15 protein-coding genes and 1 pseudogene are annotated in these 17,441 nt (G+C 69.0%); 7 read left to right on the top strand and 9 right to left on the bottom strand.

Features of this window, described 5'->3' with window-relative positions; translation table 11 throughout:
* Positions 1–372: 372 nt before the first annotated feature.
* A complete protein-coding gene (locus tag ACPT94_RS19410; protein ID WP_425246403.1) occupies positions 373–2,133 on the top strand; it encodes an NlpC/P60 family protein in 1,761 nt (586 codons plus the stop codon).
* A gap of 97 nt (positions 2,134–2,230) precedes the next feature.
* On the opposite strand, the gene ACPT94_RS19405 is transcribed toward ACPT94_RS19410, so the two are convergent.
* Positions 2,231–2,917 (bottom strand): hypothetical protein, encoded by a 687-nt coding sequence (locus ACPT94_RS19405; RefSeq protein WP_360333335.1) that lies wholly within the window; start codon positions 2,915–2,917, stop codon positions 2,231–2,233.
* Positions 2,918–3,061: 144 nt separating this feature from the next.
* Here ACPT94_RS19405 and ACPT94_RS19400 point away from each other — a divergent pair.
* Positions 3,062–3,235: pseudogene (locus tag ACPT94_RS19400) on the top strand (transposase); the annotation flags it as partial.
* A 69-nt stretch (positions 3,236–3,304) separates the two neighbouring features.
* Here the strand turns inward: ACPT94_RS19400 and ACPT94_RS19395 are convergent.
* Both ACPT94_RS19395 and ACPT94_RS19390 read right to left on the bottom strand, forming a co-directional pair.
* A complete protein-coding gene (locus tag ACPT94_RS19395) occupies positions 3,305–4,075 on the bottom strand; it encodes a hypothetical protein (RefSeq protein ID WP_425246402.1) in 771 nt (256 codons plus the stop codon).
* Between the two features lie 229 nt (positions 4,076–4,304).
* A complete protein-coding gene (locus ACPT94_RS19390) occupies positions 4,305–4,922 on the bottom strand; it encodes an ArsR/SmtB family transcription factor (RefSeq protein ID WP_360333329.1) in 618 nt (205 codons plus the stop codon).
* A 147-nt stretch (positions 4,923–5,069) separates the two neighbouring features.
* Between ACPT94_RS19390 and def the strand changes: the two genes are divergently transcribed.
* A complete protein-coding gene (gene def / locus ACPT94_RS19385) occupies positions 5,070–5,684 on the top strand; it encodes a peptide deformylase (protein WP_360333424.1) in 615 nt (204 codons plus the stop codon).
* A gap of 148 nt (positions 5,685–5,832) precedes the next feature.
* On the opposite strand, the gene ACPT94_RS19380 is transcribed toward def, so the two are convergent.
* The 4 genes from ACPT94_RS19380 to ACPT94_RS19365 form a co-directional block, all read right to left on the bottom strand.
* A complete protein-coding gene (locus ACPT94_RS19380) occupies positions 5,833–6,753 on the bottom strand; it encodes an IS3 family transposase (RefSeq protein ID WP_425246401.1) in 921 nt (306 codons plus the stop codon).
* Positions 6,750–7,058 (bottom strand): transposase, encoded by a 309-nt coding sequence (locus ACPT94_RS19375; protein ID WP_286067938.1) that lies wholly within the window; start codon positions 7,056–7,058, stop codon positions 6,750–6,752. Before ACPT94_RS19375 ends, ACPT94_RS19380 begins: the two co-directional genes overlap by 4 nt.
* Positions 7,059–7,243: 185 nt before the next feature.
* Entirely contained in the window at positions 7,244–8,494 is a 1,251-nt protein-coding gene (locus ACPT94_RS19370; RefSeq protein ID WP_425246400.1) for a S66 peptidase family protein, read from the bottom strand.
* A 240-nt stretch (positions 8,495–8,734) separates the two neighbouring features.
* On the bottom strand, positions 8,735–9,853 hold the full coding sequence (locus tag ACPT94_RS19365) for an FAD-dependent oxidoreductase (protein WP_360333323.1): 1,119 nt from the start codon (positions 9,851–9,853) through the stop codon (positions 8,735–8,737).
* Between the two features lie 53 nt (positions 9,854–9,906).
* Here ACPT94_RS19365 and ACPT94_RS19360 point away from each other — a divergent pair, with 53 nt between their 5' ends.
* The 3 genes from ACPT94_RS19360 (at position 9,907) to ACPT94_RS19350 (ending at position 14,072) form a co-directional block, all read left to right on the top strand.
* Entirely contained in the window at positions 9,907–10,599 is a 693-nt protein-coding gene (locus ACPT94_RS19360) for a TetR/AcrR family transcriptional regulator (RefSeq protein ID WP_360333320.1), read from the top strand.
* 403 nt (positions 10,600–11,002) lie between these two features.
* On the top strand, positions 11,003–12,547 hold the full coding sequence (gene rox / locus ACPT94_RS19355; RefSeq protein WP_360333317.1) for a rifampin monooxygenase: 1,545 nt from the start codon (positions 11,003–11,005) through the stop codon (positions 12,545–12,547).
* Between the two features lie 226 nt (positions 12,548–12,773).
* On the top strand, positions 12,774–14,072 hold the full coding sequence (locus tag ACPT94_RS19350; RefSeq protein ID WP_425246399.1) for an MFS transporter: 1,299 nt from the start codon (positions 12,774–12,776) through the stop codon (positions 14,070–14,072).
* Between the two features lie 190 nt (positions 14,073–14,262).
* Here ACPT94_RS19350 and ACPT94_RS19345 read toward each other — a convergent pair whose 3' ends face one another.
* Positions 14,263–16,014: a PP2C family protein-serine/threonine phosphatase gene (locus ACPT94_RS19345; RefSeq protein WP_425246398.1), complete on the bottom strand. Its 1,752-nt coding sequence runs from the start codon at positions 16,012–16,014 to the stop codon at positions 14,263–14,265.
* Positions 16,015–16,276: 262 nt separating this feature from the next.
* Between ACPT94_RS19345 and ACPT94_RS19340 the strand changes: the two genes are divergently transcribed.
* Positions 16,277–16,843 carry a DUF488 domain-containing protein gene (locus ACPT94_RS19340; RefSeq protein ID WP_425246397.1) on the top strand — a complete coding sequence of 189 codons (567 nt, stop codon included), beginning with the start codon at positions 16,277–16,279 and terminating at the stop codon, positions 16,841–16,843.
* A gap of 82 nt (positions 16,844–16,925) precedes the next feature.
* Here ACPT94_RS19340 and ACPT94_RS19335 read toward each other — a convergent pair whose 3' ends face one another.
* Positions 16,926–17,417, bottom strand: a complete 492-nt coding sequence (locus tag ACPT94_RS19335) for an iron chaperone (protein ID WP_360333305.1) — start codon at positions 17,415–17,417, stop codon at positions 16,926–16,928.
* Between the last annotated feature and the right edge of the window lie 24 nt (positions 17,418–17,441).

Raw genomic sequence — 17,441 nt, 5'->3', positions numbered from 1 at the left:
GGATCGGGGCAAGCCAAAGGCCGACGGTGGTCCGTTGCCGTTGCGGATTCTCCGTCACCTGGAGCCAGCCCACCAGCGCGGACGCCTTCGCCTCGGTGGCACGGTCCCCAGGAGCATCGAGCACGGCGACCGGTACCAGCGCAGCGTGTCGTACGTACGACTGCGGCCCGTCATCGGCCGGTTGTCATCAAACACAATCCTCCCCCTCGAGAAATTTCATCCTGGCGGCAGCCTTCTCCAAGCACGCCAAAGGTCTGCGGGAGGCAGTGGAACGGCTGGGGCGCCGGCCGTGGGCCGGAGGCGAGGAGCTGGGTAATGTCACTCCTCGCACGATCGTCCGATCATGCGTTTTCCGTACGGGGGGACCCTCGCATGTCCGCACCGAAATTCTCACTGAGCCGCAGAGCGGCCCTCACCGCCCTCGCTGGAGCCACGGCGGGCAGCGCCCTGCCACTCGCCACGGCGCCGACCGCGAACGCCGCCGCCTCGGCCGCCCTGTCGACAGTGACGGCGGCGTCGGCCGAGCCCGTCGCGCAAGCGCCCGGCTTCCGGGTTCCGGTGCTGATCGACCCGACCGACCGCTGGCACTATGCCCCGCACCCGGCCGGCGCGCTGACCACTCGGGCGATCGCCGGCGGCATGGAGGTCTCGGACGACACCGGCGTGATCGCGACGCTGACCACGGGCGCGCGGACGGTGACGCTGCGGGGGGCGCGGCGCTGGTTCACCGAGCAGAAGAAAGCGGTCCGGGACGCGTTTGCCCGGACCCCGCCCACCGGCGGCTGGGGTATGTCGCCCGGCGGCGGGACATGGTCCCACCACAATGGCGTCGACGCGGACTACTTCGTCGAGAGCGGCCGGGCCGCCATCACGCTTGCCGCCGGCAAGAGCCGCTATTCCCTGCTTCCCGATCATGGCATCGGCGACGTTTACGCCGCCGCCCGGTTCTCCTTCGACAAGCTGCCCGTCGGGGCGCCCGTCTCCCTCGGCCTCGTCTTCGCCGCCCAGGACGTCAACAACCACTACCGGGCGCGGCTGATCGTCACCCCCGCGGGAGACGTCCAGCTCGTCCTCGAGAAGGAACTCGCCGACACACCGACCACCTTGAGCGCGGCCGTCACGGTCGGCACCGGCTTCAAGGCGTTCGACCACTGGTGGGTCCGGGTCGAGAAGGCCGGCGACGTCCTGCGCGCCCGTGCCTGGCGGCATGTCACGGCGGGCGTGGAGGACGAGCCCACGGACATGTGGCACCACAGTGTGCGCGACCCGGAGAAAGCCCCGGCCGCCGTCTTCCGCTCGGGCGCGGTCGGGGTCCGGGGCCTCGCCTCAACCGGTGCCACGGTGCTCCCGCAGGCGAGGGTCTACGACTTCAGGATCGACACGGCGGTCTGGACCGATCCGCCGGTCGTCACCCACGACACGTGGGTACGGGTGCTCCCGGAGCCCTTCGACGGCACGTGGACGGCCGCCGTGGAGCAGCGGATCCACGCGTGGGCGGGCGACACCTCGCCCGACGCCCTCACATACGCCTCGATGTACCGGCCGTTCGCTCCAGGCGTCACCGACCCCGCACGCCAGAACGCACAGGTGCTCGGCGAATCCGGGTACAGCGAACCGCTGGTTTCCGGACTGCGCGAGGTGGGCGCCGACTTCCACGAGTACATGGGCCTCACCTGGACCTTCCCCAGCGGCGAGAGCGTCACCGAGACCCCGGACCCGAAGTGGCTGAAAAACCTCGACTGCTCAGGCTTCGTCCGGATGGTCTACGGCTACCACCTGGGCGTTCCCATGGGCCTCGCGGAGGACTCGGTGCAGCGCCGGTACCTGCCGCGCACGTCGAAGTGGCAGGCCGCCTCCAGTCCCGGCATCGTCGTCGCCCAGTCCGCCGACGCGCCGCCCCCACTCGACACCTTGCGGATCGGCGACGTGCTCTTCTGGAACGACCCCGACGACGGTGCCGTCTCCCACACCGGCATTTACATGGGCCTGGACCAGCACGGCAAGCGCCGCTTCGTCTCCAGCCGCAAGACACCCAACGGGCCAACCATGGCCGACGTCGGCGGGAAGTCGATTGTCGACGGTACGGCGAGCGACCTCTACACGGACAAGCTGCGGGTGATCCGCCGCCTCTGATCCGCACGCCTGCGAGCCCTTTCCCGCTCGTCGGGTCCTCCGGCGGGACCGACGGTGTGGCCGTCCTCCGGCCGGGAAGCGGTCGCAGAATGGCCGATCAGGGAGTGAACTCCTCATCCAGACGGTCGATCGCCCCGTCGGCGCCCAGGTGGTACTTGAACACCAGTCCGCTGTTCGGATTGGCTTCCAGCCAGTCGAGGAACTCCTGGACACCAATGTGCTGGTTCTCGGTGCTCTTAACGATGGGGGTGGTGACGGTGACGTACGCCGCCTGGTCCATGGGCATGTACGTCTCCTTGCCCACCGTCTCGAAGGGCGCGCCGTCGGAGTCCGCGGGGGCACAGCCCCAGTTGCCGTGCTTGACGACAAGACTCAGGGAGCCCCCTTCGGGGGTGTAGCGGTAGACCGCCACCTCGTCGGGTGAGATGGGCATCTTGTGGTCGCAGCCGTCGTCGCCGTCCGTGCCGCCGGAGGCGGCCGGCTCGGCTGGCGCCGGTGCCGAGGAGACGGGCTCAGGGACCGCGGAATACGACGATCCGCCGCTGCCCGTGCCCGTCGTGGGCTTGCCCGCGGGCTTGGCATCGGCTGTCGGGGAACCGGTCCCGGGATCGCTGCCGCCCGGCTGCGCCGTCGCGGTCTTCCCGCGGGCGGGGACTGCCGTCGAGGTTCCGTCTCCGTTGCAGGCCGTGAGCACCACCGCGAGGACGGCAGCGGAGGCGCTGATCACGGTCGTACGGAGAACGGTGCCGGGTCTGTGTCGGTCGGACGTCGTGGAGGTTGCCATGGCGATCCTGTCTGGTGAGTGGCAGGTGGCGGTGACTGTCGCAGGCACAAACGATTTCCGGCCAATCAGCGGTTGCCGCGGTCACCGAGTCGTTTCGGGGTCGTGACACAGGCACACACCGTCCGTCCCCTGGACCGCGAGGGCGCCGACGGACACCGCGAGATCTCGGCCTGAAAACGTCACCACCGCCGAGGACGGCGCCGGCTGGCTCGCCTTCCTACGCTCCCGCACCGCCCGCGGCCTGTCCGGGGCCGGCTCGTCGTCTCCGACGCGCACGCCGGTCCGGTGGACGCGATCGACGCGGTCCTGCCCGGCGCCCCCAGGCGCATTCGTGATGTCGAGGCCATCGCCTCAGAGTTCAGGTGCAAGCCGGCCGAGCTCCGCCGTTCAAAGCTCAGAGCCTGTGATGGCCATCCAGAGCTCCATGTCGGCAAGCATCAGCCGGCCTGGCCGCTGTGTGCCGGTGTCCGGGACGACCGCTCGAACCACAGGTTGATCGCCCTTCTCGACGGTCACCTTCGTGCCGTCGAAGGTCGGTGACTTGTCGGCTACGACCGAGCGCAGCCTCGCCGCAGCGCGGTCGGCGGTTGTCTCGTCCTTGGCTACGAGGCACAGGACCTCGGTGTTCTTGGCGGCAGTGGCAGCCTGCTGGCCGAGGGCGGACAGGCGTACCGGTTTGGCCGAGGTGAGGGGGAGGAAGTCGGCGCGATAGACGTCGCCCAGGCACTCAGCAACGCGCTCGTACTCCTTCTTGTCGGCCAGCGAGGCGCCGTCCTTCGGGTTGACGGCCGCCATGGAGGTGTCGCCCCTGACGGTGTAGGAGATCTCCTGCTTCGAGACCCTCAACGACATCCCCTTGCGGCCGGACTTCGTCCAGGTTTCGTCGTCTCCGCTCTGCCGGTATCCGTTCGACTTCAGCGCCGTGGTGATGGCCGCCACGTCGAACGAGCCCTCCCAGCGGCCCGCGCTCTCGGTGTCGACGGAGGCGCTGATCTGGGTCACCTTCAAGGCCTCGCCCCACGGCCCGGGCGTGTACCCCAAGAGGGCACCGCCCGGCTGACCGACGGAGCCCAGCCGCTTCTCATCGCCCTTGCTCAGCTCACGTGCTTTCGCCACGTCGAGGCAGGCGACCTGGTTCGCGCTGCTGTCGTCGGCCAACGCGCTCAGCCCCTCCAACACTGCGGAATCGCCCGCCGACCGGTGGGCGTGGAAGAGCCAGCGGATCCGTACACGTCGGACCGTCCTGCTGCTCCCGGGGCTTGGAGTGCTTCAGGACCTGGGCGGAGTCGACGCCGTCCACCGGGTGCACCTGCTCCCCGACTCTCAGCCACACCCGGGTACTCACGCGGCTCGCCACCCTCGCTCACCTACCGGTGAAGAGGGGTGTTCAGGAATCGGTCGATTCTTCAACGCGGCTTGGTGTGGGCTGCGGCGGCACCGGATGTTCGGCAAGGAGGGGAAACAGTCGGGTGACCGCGGCTACAGCCACGGCATTCGGTGGGCGTGTGGCGGGGTGGTCCTCCCGGTTGCGATAGCGGGTGAGCAAGTCGCGGATGGAGGTGGCGAGTTCGGCCGTCTCTGCCGGGGTGAGGTGGAGCACGGTGCTGAAGGATTCGTCCTGCTGCCACTCTGCCGGCGCCTGGTCCCGGTATGTCAGCCACTGCTGGTAGCTCTCGTCCTCCAGTCCGCGGGCGAGGGCGCTGAACTCTTCCGGCTCTTCCTCACCGGTGGGGTGGGGAGTGTCCCATCGCAGCCGCCACGGCCGGGCCCGGCCTCCTTGATGAGGCGCTTCTTCGATGAGGCCGTACCGAGCGAGTTGGCGCAGGTGGAAGGAGCACAGGCCGGAACTGTGTCCAAGGCGGGCCGCGGCCTCGGTGGAGGTGAGGGTGCCGGTTTCGGCGAGCAGGTCGAGCAGGGCGATACGCACGGGGTGGTCGGGCAGGAGCCGCCGGGCCCGGTCCTGGAAAGTATCCGCGGCTTCGACTCGACGGTTTCCATCACTCATTTTGCAAAGTCTGCTACTTTGCAAAGGACTTGGCAAGCGCCGTCGGTCTCAGACAGCGCGGGTCGGGTGGCTGGCCGCTACGCAAAAGGGGGTTGATGGTTCGTGGCTGTCGGGTTCGGTGACACGGTGCGGGATCGCCGGGTACGTGTGCAGGGCAAGCCCGTCGAGTCCTATCCACGGCTCGCGCCGGAGGTGGAGCGTGGTGCGGTGCGCAGCATCACCGTGGTCGGGGAGGAGATTCTGCGCCGCCGGTGCCGGGAGGTGACCGAGTTCGGCACGGTGGAGCTGGCAAGGCTGATCGACGACATGTTCGCCACCAACCAGGTGGCGGAGGGTGCTGGGCTCGCCGCCAACCAAGTGGACGTGGATCTGCAGTTGTTCGTGTGGGACATCACGGACGAGTGGGGTGTGCGTCACGTCGGACACATCGCCAACCCGGTTCTCGAGGAAGTACCTGCTGCCGACCGCCGCCTGGTGGAGGAACCCGAAGGCTGCCTGTCCGTCCCCGGCCCCTATCGCGTGGTCCCGCGCCTCGACCGTGCTGTCGTCCGGGGCCGCGACAAGGACGGCAATCCCCTGGTGATCGAGGGCAGGGGGTACTTCGCCCGGTGTCTGCAGCACGAAACCGATCACCTGCACGGCCGCCTGTATCTGGACCGGCTCGCACAGCGGGAACGGAAAGCTGCACTCCAGGAGATGCGGGACTCCGAGGACAAGGTGTTGCTCCGGCGCGCCGCCGCGGCGAAACGGCTCGGAAAGTGACCGCGCTGTTCTTCCCGACGTGCTGACGGCTCCACCGGCGGATCTATCTGCCGTAGCCGTCAGTTCCGGCCACCCGCCAGTTCGGTGGGTATGAGTAGGCCACCGTCATGCTCGGGCGTGAGGTTCCCCCGCTGTGGGGGGTGGCTGACTAGCTGGTCAGGGCGGTTTGACGTGGTTTCAGGTTCACTTGTTCGGTCGTTGTCTGGTTGGCGTAGTGCTTCTCCTCGTACTCGATCGGGCTGAGGTAGCCGAGTCGTTTCTGGATGCGGCGGGGGTTGTAGAAGCCGTCGATGTACTCGAAGAGTGCGAGGTTCGCTTCGGCTCTGGTGGCGAAGACGCGGCCGCGGATGCACTCGGTCTTGATGACCATCCACAGGTTCTCTGCGATGGCGTTGTCGAACGAGTCGCCGACCGAGCCCATGGACGCCTGGATACCTGCCCTGAGCAGGCGAGTTGTGAGCTTCACGGACGTGTATTGACAGCCGTGGTCGGCGTGGTGGATGAGCTCGCCGGGGGCGACTTCACGGCTGGCCAGGGCGTACTCCAGCGTGGTCAGGACCAGGTCGGCGTCCGCGCGGGCGGAGGTTTCCCAGGCCACCACCCGGCGGGAGAACGCGTCGCGGATCGCGGACAGCCACAGCGGGCCCTCCTCGGTCGCGATCATGGTCAGGTCGGTGACCCACAGCCGGTTCGGCACGTTCGCGGTGAAGTTGCGTTGCACCAGGTCGGGGGCCAGATCCGCATCCGGGTCACGTCGGGTGAAACCCTTGCCCCGCCGGGGACTGATCCCGGCAAGGCCGGCCTGGCGCATGAGCCGTTCAACGCGTTTGCGACCGACGTGGACGCCTTCACGCTGGAGGACGGCGTGCACGCGGGGTGAGCCGTAGGTCCCGCCGGAGTCGGCGTGGACCTGCCGGATCTTCCCTGTGAGCTCGGCGTCCTGGCGGCGTCGCTCGCATGGCTCCTTCTCGGCCTGACGCCATCGGTAGTAGGTGGAGGAGGGGATGGAAAGTTCCCGGAGTACGGGCTCGACCCCCAGGTGCGGGTGCGCATCGACGAGCGCGGTCACCTGGGCCGGGTCGGGTCGAGCTGGGCCGCGAAAAAAGCCGAGGCCGTCCGCAGGACCTCGTTCGCCCGCTTGAGCTGGGCATTCTCCTTCCGCAGAGCGGCCAGCTCCTCACGCTCGGCGGTGGTGAGGATGTCGTCCCGCTCGCCGGTATCGGCCTCGGCCTGACGGATCCAGTTACGCAGAGCCTCGTGATGCACGCCGAGTTCCTCGGCCATGCGGCGGATCACGGGCTTCGGCTCGGCCGTCCGGTACATCCGAACCGCGCGCTCACGCAACTCCAACGGGTACTTCCTCGGGGCAGGCATCGTCTGGGCTCCTCTCGCGAGACTCATCTGACCCTCTGTCACCCATCCCCGCATCTCGGGGGAACCTCAGGCGGCGAGGTAGCGGGTCCCGCTGTCGTCGGCGTACTTCGCTCATGCCTCGGCGGTGGAGGGGGAGGCCGAACAGGTCGGCAATGACGATGGGCGGAAGCGTGGTGACGGCTCGATCATGGCGGTGTTTCCGACGCTGCGGACTGGCAGGCCGTGCTGTCTGAGCAGATTGCCACTCCGTGGGGATTGCGGGGTGGTGGGGGATCTTCCCAGCCGGCAGACAGGGGCACGCTTCGTCCAGAGCCCGGCGCATCCGGTGGTGGTGCGGGGCTGGGCGATCCACTCGTTGATGAGCTCGGCCAGTTCTGGCGGGAGCAGCACGGGGTGGCTGTCGATGGTGAAGTAGGAGCCGGTGTCCGCTTGGTCGCGTGCGGCCGTACCGCCGGTTCGAGCAGCGACAATGTCTGCTGCCGCGCATCGAGGCCGACGCGGATGCCGATCGGCATCGGCAGGTTCGGGCCGGCATGTCCGAACTCGACGTTGCCCAGGACCGGGATGTCACGGTCGCCGAGGACGTCGAGGACTGTCTCGGCGAGGGTCGGGGACGCGTCAGGCCCTCCGAGCCCGTCGATCGCGTGCGGAACGCCCACGACCATGCCGGAGATGCGATCGAGGATGCCGCAGTGCCGCAGGGTCTGCAGATAGCTCCACACGTGCGATACCAGGCCGCCCGTCTCCTCCCAGAACAGCACCGCGCCGTCGAACCACTCGAGCGGCAGCGCGTAAGGCGTCGCCTGCGCCAGCACGATGCGATTGAGCAGGCCGCCGATCAGGCGGCCTTCGGCACGACCAGGACGCCAGCATTCCCACGACGGGCCGGCGGGCAGCGCGCCGATCACCTTCGGGCCGGTCAGCAGCGTCGAGTAGAGCTTCTCAAGTTCCGCTCGGCGCGCTGCGGGCGCAGTCTGCCACGCCCCGCCGAGACCGGGAGTGGCCAGGTCGGCATGGAAGCCGACCAGACCCGTGCGCGCGTAGAGCACCAGGTGCAGCAGCGAGATGTCGCTGTAGCCGAGGATCGGCTTGGGGTCGGCGGCGATCGCCTCGACGTCGATCAGGTCGAGGTAACCGAGCGCCGTCTGGCCACCGTCATGCGCGATGATCGCGCGCACCTCGGGATCACGCAGAAGAGTGTTGAGTTCCTCGGCGATCTCCACCGGCCGAGCCGCGCTCCACCAATGGTGCCGCCCTGCTTCGAGGAGCGGCGCCCGGCGCACGCGGAATCCCATCCGCTCGAGCACGGCCACCGCCTGCTCGAGGTCGGGCTCGTAAGCGGCATGGAGCGGCCCGGACAGCGACGCGATGACGACGAGATCTCCGGGCGCCAGCGCACGAGGTCGAAGCAATTGAGGCAGTGCCGTATGGGTCACGAGGCAGTGTCCCGACATCCGTAACAACACGCTACTCATTTACCGATCGGCCACCCTGTGGCCCCTGCTGTGTGGCGCCCCGCGGCGGTCCGTGCTGTCCCGTGAAGCCGTGACGAGCTGTTGCTGATGATCTTCGTGTGGCGTCGCGTCGCGGTTGCCCTTCGTTGCAGGTCGGGGCGCGCGCTCCCAGCGACATCACGCGGCGAGACTCAGTAGTGCTGATGCTCTCGCGCTCGGCAGTCAGGATGGCTGGACTTCGTCGAAGAGGGCGAGGGCTTCGGTGGGGTCCGGGCTCACGAGGCGTTCCAGACCGGCTGTCGTGATTTTCGCCCACTTGCCGGCCCGCGCCCACATCTGCTTCTCGAAGGCACGGACGGCCTCGTCCAGATCTCCGGAGCCGGTGGCGATGGACTCGGCGAGTTCGGCGCCTTCCAGCATCGCGAGGTTCGCGCCCGCCCCCAAGGGGGGCATCAGATGAGCGGCGTCGCCCAGCAGCGTCACCCCGGGGACGTGGGTCCAGGTGTGGGACACGGGCAGGGCGTACAGGGGGCGGTGGACGAAAGCGGTGCCGTGGCGGAGGAGGTCGAGAACGGGAGCGGCCCAGCCGTCGAACAGAGTCAGCAGGCTGGAGCGCACGGCCTCGACGTCGGTCAGGTCCAGGTTCGCGTGCCAGTCCAGCGGCACGCGGAACTGGGCGTACACCTTGACGTGGCCGCCGCTGTTGCGCTGGGCGACGAGAGCTCGGTTCACGCCGTACACAGCCACGGAACCGTCGCCGATCAACCGGGCGAGGTCAGGGTGGCGGGTGTCGACGTCGTCCAGCGAGGTCTCGACCGAGGTGACGCCGGTGTAGTGCGGCGTCACCGACGAGACTGCCGGGCGGACCCGGGACCAGGCGCCGTCCGCGCCGACTACGAGGTCGAACGTCTCCTGTCGCCCGTCCGTGAATTGGACCAGGACACCGTCCCGGGTCCCTGGCACCACCTGCGTCACGCTGCGGCCCCACTGGACGTCGAGAGGGACGAGCAACAGGTCACGGAGTTGCCCGCGGTCGATCTCGGGATTGGCCCGGTCATCCGGACGGGGGCGCCAGTCGCGCAGGACGGTCCCGTCCGTGTCCAGGATGCGCATGGCCTGCCCCTCGGGACGGGACAGCGCCCGGAACTCCGCCAGCAGCCCCGCCTTGTCGAGCGCGAGCTGGCCCAGCCCTTCGTGCAGGTCCAGCGTGCCGCCCGGGGGACGGACGTCGGGGGCGGGATCGCGTTCGAGGACGGTGACGGGGTAGTCGTGGCGGTGCAGGACGCGGGCGAGGGTGAGGCCGGCGGGGCCGCTTCCGACCACAGCGATACGGTGTCTCATGTCGATACACTGTATTTTGCTGAGACGCTGTATCGCAACAGTACGATGTGGCCATGACTGTGTGGGACCGGCCGGAGCCGCCGACTCGCCCCGTGCCGCTCGACCGGGAGCGGATCGTCGCCGCCGCCATCGCGCTGGCCGACGAGGGCGGGCTGGAGGCAGTGTCGTTGCGCAAGGTGGCCGCCCGGCTGGACGCCGGCCCGATGCGGCTGTACGGATACATCTCCACCAAGGAGGAGCTGTTCGACCTCATGGTGGACGAGGTCCAGGCCGAGATTCTCCCCGAGGAGCAGCCCGGTGACTGGCGGGAGGCGCTGCGCATCCTCGCCCACCGCACCAGGCAGGCCGCTCTGCGTCACGAATGGCTGGCCGACCTGCTCGGCGGCCGCCCGACCCTGGGCCCGAACGGCCTCGCCGTGACCGAGGCGACGCTGGCCGCCCTGGACGGCCTCGCCGACCTCGACACCGTCATGCGCGCCGTGGAGACTGTCAGCGCCTACTTCACCGGCGCGATCAGGCGCGAGATCGCGAACCTGCGAGCCGAGCGCGCCACGGGCCTGTCCAAGCGCGACTGGCAGCGCGCCTCCGGCCCGCATGTGACGAGAATGTTGGCCACGGGCCGCTTCCCGGCGCTGGCCAAGGCCGTGTACGACGGCACGGACGTGGACGCCGAGACATCCTTCGCGACCGGCCTCGACTGGGTCCTCGACGCCGTGGCCGCCAAACTCACCCGGCCGTCGGCGTGACGCTCAGTTCTTGCCGAATGGCGGCGAGGTCGGGGCCGGTGTGCACGGGCCGTGCGGGCTTGCGCCGCCACCACTTCATCACGTGGGTGCTGCCAGCGTGGCTTTCCATGTGCCGTCGAGGTAGGCGTCGACCCTGACTGGGACCAGCCGGGCCGCCATGCCGGATTCCGCCTGCAACCGCACACGGGCCCGTTCGGAGTCGTGATCACTTGGCTGGGAAAAGGGTTGGACGGGGTGATGCTCGGGCTTGTAGCTTGCAGTGGACCGCGACACCGCCCGAGGAGGTGAGACCCATGAACGCTGTATCGATGTGGGTGCTCCCCCTTCCCGTCACGGCCGGGCGATTGACGTAGGTGTCGCCGGGAGCGCCTCGACAACAAGGCACTCCCGAAAGGCAACACCTATGGGCTCTTGGCAGTTCACCGCCGAACCGTCGTCGAACGATACGGTCGAGCACGACTTCACCGCGGGCGACGTCCCCGGACTCCGGTCGCCGACCTCCGGCGCTGATCGCGAGCCCCTCATGTCCGACGTGATCATTGCCGGGTGCGGGCCGACCGGCGCGATGCTGGCCGCCGAACTGCGGCTGCACGATGTGCGGGTACTCGTTCTGGAGAAGGAAACCGAGCCCGTGTCGTTCGTCCGCATCGTCGGTCTGCATGTTCGCAGTCTTGAACTGATGGCAATGCGCGGACTGCTGGATCGCATGCGCGAACACGGCAGACAGCGTCCGGCCGGCGGATTCTTCGCCGCCATCGACAAACCCGCGCCCCAGGGCCTGGATTCCGCGCACGCCTATCTGCTGGGCATTCCACAGCCGGTCATCGTTGACCTGCTCGAAGAACATGCGATGCAACTGGGTGCGCAGGTCCGGCGCGGTTGTGCGGTGGCCGATTTCGAGCAGGACGACGAGGGTGTGACCGTCGAGCTGGCCGACGGCGAACAGCTGCGTTCGCGCTATCTCGTCGGCTGTGACGGCGGGCGCAGTACGGTGCGCAAACTGCTCGGCGTCGGCTTCCCCGGCGAGCCGTCGCGGACCGAAACGCTGATGGGCGAGATGGAAGTGGGCGTGCCGCAGGAGGAGATCGCCGCCAAGGTGACCGAAATCCACGAGACCAACAAGATTTTCAGTCTCAGGCCCTTCGGCGAAGGGGTCTATCGCGTCGTTGTCCCCGTCGCGGGAGTCAGCGATCGCGCGGAACCACCCACCCTCGATGATTTCAAGCAACAGCTGCGCGCCGTCACGGGAACCGATTTCGGCGTGCACTCCCCGCGCTGGCTGTCCCGCTTCGGGGATGCCACGCGGCTGGCCGAACGTTATCGGGTCGGGCGGGTGCTGCTGGCCGGCGATGCGGCACACATCCATCCGCCCACCGGCGGACAGGGCCTCAACCTGGGCGTCCAGGACGCATTCAACCTCGGCTGGAAACTGGCCGCACACATCCGCGGCTGGGCGCCGAAAACACTGCTGGACACCTACCAGGCCGAACGTCATCCGGTCGCCGAGGACGTGCTGGACAACACCCGCGCCCAGATGGAACTGCTGTCCACCGAACCGGGCCCGCAGGCCGTGCGCAGGCTGCTCACCGAACTGATGGACTTCGACGAGGTGAACCGCTACTTGATCGAGAAGATCACCGCGATCGACATCCGCTACGACTTCGGGGAAGGCCCCGACCTGCTCGGCCGCCGCCTGCGCGACATCGACGTGAAACAGGGCCACCTCTACGATCTGCTGCATCGCGGCCGCGGACTGCTCCTTGACCGCACCGAACGACTGGCCGTCGGCGGCTGGTCGGACCGGGTCGATTACCTCGCGGATCCCACCGCGGTACTGGATGTTCCGTGCGTCCTGCTACGCCCCGACGGCCACGTCGCCTGGATCGGCGACGATCAGCAGGACCTGGACGACCACCTCTTCCGCTGGTTCGGCGAGCCCGCCAACTGATTTCCCCTGGGCAACCGACAGCGCCGCAGCGGACCACGCCTGCGCTGGGACAGCCTGTACGCACTGCTCCGACTGAGCCCTGCGCCACTGCCAACGCCCTGTCCCCGACAGCTGCAAGACACCGTTGGCGGATCCCGCCGGAGATGTTCGGGGAGGCATCCGGCGGCGGTTGCCCCCTCGGGAAATCGCTTGATGAATCCTGCACGCGCTGGCAACGTCGCCCCTTGTGCCTGAAACAGACGCGCCTGGAAATCAGGATCCCGAACTCCCCCAAACTGATGCGACACGGTCGTCCAGCACCAGCCTCGCGTCCGGGCAGCCGTTCCGTTCCCTCACCTTCCGGTGGTTCTTCGCCGGCTGGTCAATCAGCATGACCGGCAGCGCCATGTCGCCCGTCGCGCTGGCCTTCGGCGTCCTGGAGGTCACCGACAGCGCCGCCTGGCTGTCCGCGGTCCTCACCGCCTCCATGGTCCCAATGATCGCGACCATGATCCTTGGAGGCGGCATCGCCGACCGCTACCGCCGCGACACCGTGCTCAGCCTCACCAGCTTGGGCGCAAGCATCAGCCAGGCCGGCGTGGCGGCCCTCCTGCTCACCCACCAGCACCCCGCACTCCTCCTGCCGCTTTCCGCCCTCAACGGCATCTTCCAGGCACTGACCAAACCGACGATGCGCGGCATCGTCCCGCAGATGGCGAGCGGACGCGGCATCCAGCAGGCCAACTCCCTGCTCGCCTCCGCCAGGAACACCACCCTGCTGCTCGGCCCGAGCGCCGCCGGCCTGCTGACCGTCTCCGTCGGAGGCGGCTGGGCGATCGCCGCAGACGCCGTGTCCTTCCTGCTGGCGGCCGTCTGCTTCGCCCAGATGTCACTGCCCGACCTCCCGCCCCGCGCCAAGGGCGGTCCGACGATGCTCGGCGAGCTGCGGCAAGGCTGGGACTACTTCAGCTCCCGACCATGGATCTGGTCGGTGACGCTGGCCTTCGCCGTACTGAACGCCGTCAACATGGGGGTGTGGCAGATCCTCGGCCCGGTGATCGCCGCCGGCACGATCGGCGCCGACGGATGGGGCCTGGTGCTGAGCGCCCGCGGCGCCGGAGCACTGCTCGCCACCATGGTGATGGTGAAGCTGACGGTCCGGCGGCCCATGGCGCCGGCCCTCTCCTTGATGACCCTGGCCGCCGTCCCGCTGATCCTCCTCGGCACCGGAGCAAACACCTTCTGGCTGGCTGCGGCGGCATTCGCTGCCGGGGTGGCCGCGGAGTTCTTCACCGTCGCGTGGTCGACCGTGTGGCACATCCATGTTCCGGAACGGCTGAGCTCCCGGGTCGGCGCCTACGACGAGTTCGGGTCGTTTGCGTCGATCCCCGTCGGCCAGCTGTCCGTCCCGGTCCTGGCCGCGGCATTCGGCACCGCGCCGGTCGCAGTCACCGGGGGCGCCCTGGTGGCAGCCGCCATGCTGCTGCCCCTGCTCCTGCCGTCCCTACGCCGAATCGAACTGAACACCACAAAAGGAGAGGAATAGGTCATTGTCTATCCGGAGGCTCGGTCCCCCAGGCGTCGAGGCGGTGGAAGTTCACCGCGGTGGCCTTGAGTCGGTGTTGAAGCCGGGCCTTGGCCGGCCAAGGTCATGACTGTGCACCACCCGTGTCGGCGTGTCCGCCTGCCTGTCCACCGGCGAGCGCCGAGTCGCCCCAGCCCCGACCACCGAGACGTTACGAGCGTGACGGCCATGACCCACTCCGCATCGCCCGGCTTGGGGTGCGAAGGACGAGGAGAGCCACGTCGTCGTCGTTGGCGGCAGGGCGGACCCGGCGCAGGAGTTGGTCGGTGAAGGAGGCGAGGGGGCGGTGGGCGAGGGCGGCGGCGTGTTGGCGTAGTCGGTCCAGGCCCTCGTCGAGGGTGTGGCCGGGGGCTTCGATGAGGCCGTCGGTGTACAGGACCAGGGTGGATTCGGGCGGCAGCAGGGCGGTGGCGTCAGCGCGAGGCCTGAGTGCTCCGGTGCCCAGGAGGATGCCGTGGCCGTCGGTGAGGTAGTGGGCCAGGCCGTCCCGGCTGATCAGCAGGGGTGGTGGGTGGCCGGCGTTGGTCCAGGACAGCTGCCAGTGACCGTCCTCCGCCGGTTGGATCCGGCCGAGGACCAGGGTCGCCATGGTGACGTCGGTGATGTGCTGGATCGCCTCGTCGAGCCGTTCGACGATGCGGCTGGGGGGTTCTTGCTGGGACCAGGCGTAGGCGCGGAGCATGTTGCGGATCTGGGCCATGCCGGCCGCTGCCTCCAGGTCATGGCCGACGACGTCGCCGACGGCCAGCGCGGTGGATCCGTCGGACAAGGGGAAGGCGTCGTACCAGTCGCCGCCGACCTGCGAGGCATCAGGGGCGGGAAGGTAGCGGACGGTCATCTGCAGGCCGGGCACGAGTGGCATCTGCGGCAGCAGGTGGTTCTGCATGGTCTCGGCGACCTTGCGCTGGCGCTGGTAGAGGCGGGCGTTGTCGAGGGCGAGGCCGGCGCGGCGGGCGATGTCCTCCAGCAGGGGAAGATCGGCGGTGGTGAAGTTCCCCGGTCTCTCGGCACGGCCCAGGGTCAGGGCCCCGAGGACTTCGCGGGTGCTGCGGATGGGCGCGATCGCGGCGGAGTGGATGCCGGTGGCGTCGAACAGCCGGCGCTGCTCGACCGCGATGCCGGAGTCCGGTGGCTGCTGGTAGGTCTCCGGCCCGGCCAGGGTGGAGGCGACGCCGCGCAGGGCCCGTGACAGGGGCATCGGGGATTCCTCCGGAACCGGCGGCATCGGCCCCTGGAGATCGTCGTGGCGCGTCAGGGTGTCTCCGTCGGCCTGGACGACGATGGTGCGCCATACCTCGTCGCGTTCGGCGATCAGATCGATGACGGCCCAGTCCGCCAGCCGGGGCACCACCAGGGCCACCAGCCGGCGCAGCGCCTCCTCGACGTCGAGGGTGGAGGTCAGCTGAGTGGTGGTCTCGGCCAGCAGCGCAAGCCGTTCGAGTTCCGACAGCGGCTCCGCCGCCGGCTCCGGCTGCGGGCCGGCGTCCTGCCCATGCGTGGGGCTGTGGAAGACAACGAGCGTGGCGGCCTCGGCGCCAACGGTGTCGTACGGGGTGATCAGCCATGAGATGGGCAGCACGGAGCCGTCTGCGCGTGCGAAGTGGTCCTCGGCGGCCTGCGCGGTGCGCCGGGCGTGGAAAGCCTGCCGCATGCTGCACTGCGTCCTCGGCAGTGGCTGGCCGTGGGCGTCTCGGTGCAGCAGGTCATGCGCGTCATGGCCGAGGAGATCGTCGGCGGGTCGGCCGAGCAGTTCTTCCGCGCGGGTGTTCACAGCAAGGATGCAGCCCTGATCGTCGACGACGTAGGCTCCGGCCCCGATGGCTTCCAGTGCCCCGAGGAGCGCGGCTGGGGGTGCTGCCGTGCACCGCTCACCGAGGTCGTCCGGACGCTCCGGCCTCGCCATGTCGCCGCCTCCTTGCTGATCAGCCGCCGCCGGTCGGCTGCCTGTACGTATGCTGCCCTGCGTGCTTGCCGTATGCCCCCTCGCGTGGAAACCAGCCGCCTGACCCGGCTGGGACCTCACCGCCGTTTCACCCGCCGGCCGTCGAACCGCGCGTCCGCCGACCGGCTTGGGTATCAGGACAGAAGGCATCAGATCCCGGTGAGTCCGTGTCGAAAGGACGAAGCAGCGCGACCTCGTCCGCGGCTGCTCACCGTGGAGGGACATGGAACCGCTACTGATCACCTTCGGGCACGGCACCGCCGACCGTGAACAGATCGTGCAGCTGCTTCGAGGCGCCGGCGTCACCGCCGTCGTCGACGTGCGCATCGCCCCGGGCAGCCGTCGCGATCCCGACCTGGCCCGGCAGCGGCTCGCCGTATGGATGCCCGCACAAGGGATCGCCTACCGGTGGGAGCCCGACCTGGGTGGGTACCGCAAACCGCCTCCGGACAGCCCGGACGTCGTCTGGCGCAACGCGTCCTTTCGCGGTTACGCCGCACACACCAGGACGCCGGGCTTCGTCGCCGCCATGGAACGCCTGCTGGACGAGGCCATCAAGGCTCGTACAGCGGTGATGTGCAGCGAATCGGTCTGGTGGCGCTGCCATCGTCGACTGATCGCCGACTTCGCCGCCCTCGCGCGAGGCGTGCCGGTCCACCACCTGATGCACGACGGACGGTGGCACCTCCACGTCCCGACGCCGGGCGTGCGGCTGCGCGAGGACGGTCTGCTGGTCTACGACGACCTGGCCGCGGCACATCCGCCAGGCCCACCACCCACCACATCCTGAAGGACACCACAGGGGGCTCCGGCTCCATGGCCGTACCCGCACCGGCCGGTGACTCCCGCTGCCTGTTCCGGCCCGTCCGGCCTCAGCCCACCGCCTTCTTGACGAGCGCGCTGATGCGCTGTTCGTCGGCTGCGGTCAGCTCCTTCACGGCGTAGGCGGTCGGCCACACGGCGCCGTCGTCGAGTGCCGCCTGGTCGCTGAAGCCGAGCGTGGCATACCTCGACTTGAACTTCTGCGCGCTCTGGAAGTGGCAGATGACCTTGCCGTTCCTGGCGTACGCGGGCATGCCGTACCAGAGCTTGGGCGTGAGGTCGGGAGCGGCCGTCCTGATGATGTCGTGGATCCGCTCGGCGAGGAGGCGGTCGGCTTCCGGCATCTCGGCGATCTTCGCGAGCACGTCCCGCTCCGCTGCCGCCTCCTTCTCCGCCTGCGAACCGCGCCGCGCCGCCGCCTTCTTCTGCTCCTGCGCGTGCTCCTTCATCGCGGCCCGCTCCTCGGCGGTGAATCCGTTGTACTGCTCGGCGGTCGCGCCGGAGTTCTCGGCGGACGATGCGGACGACTTCGTGTGCGGCATGGCGGTTTCCTCTCGTGACAGGGA

The sequence above is a fragment of the Streptomyces aurantiaciflavus genome, assembly GCF_049808595.1.
Lineage (GTDB): Bacteria > Actinomycetota > Actinomycetes > Streptomycetales > Streptomycetaceae > Streptomyces.
This window is presented reverse-complemented; position numbering and strand designations above follow the sequence as displayed.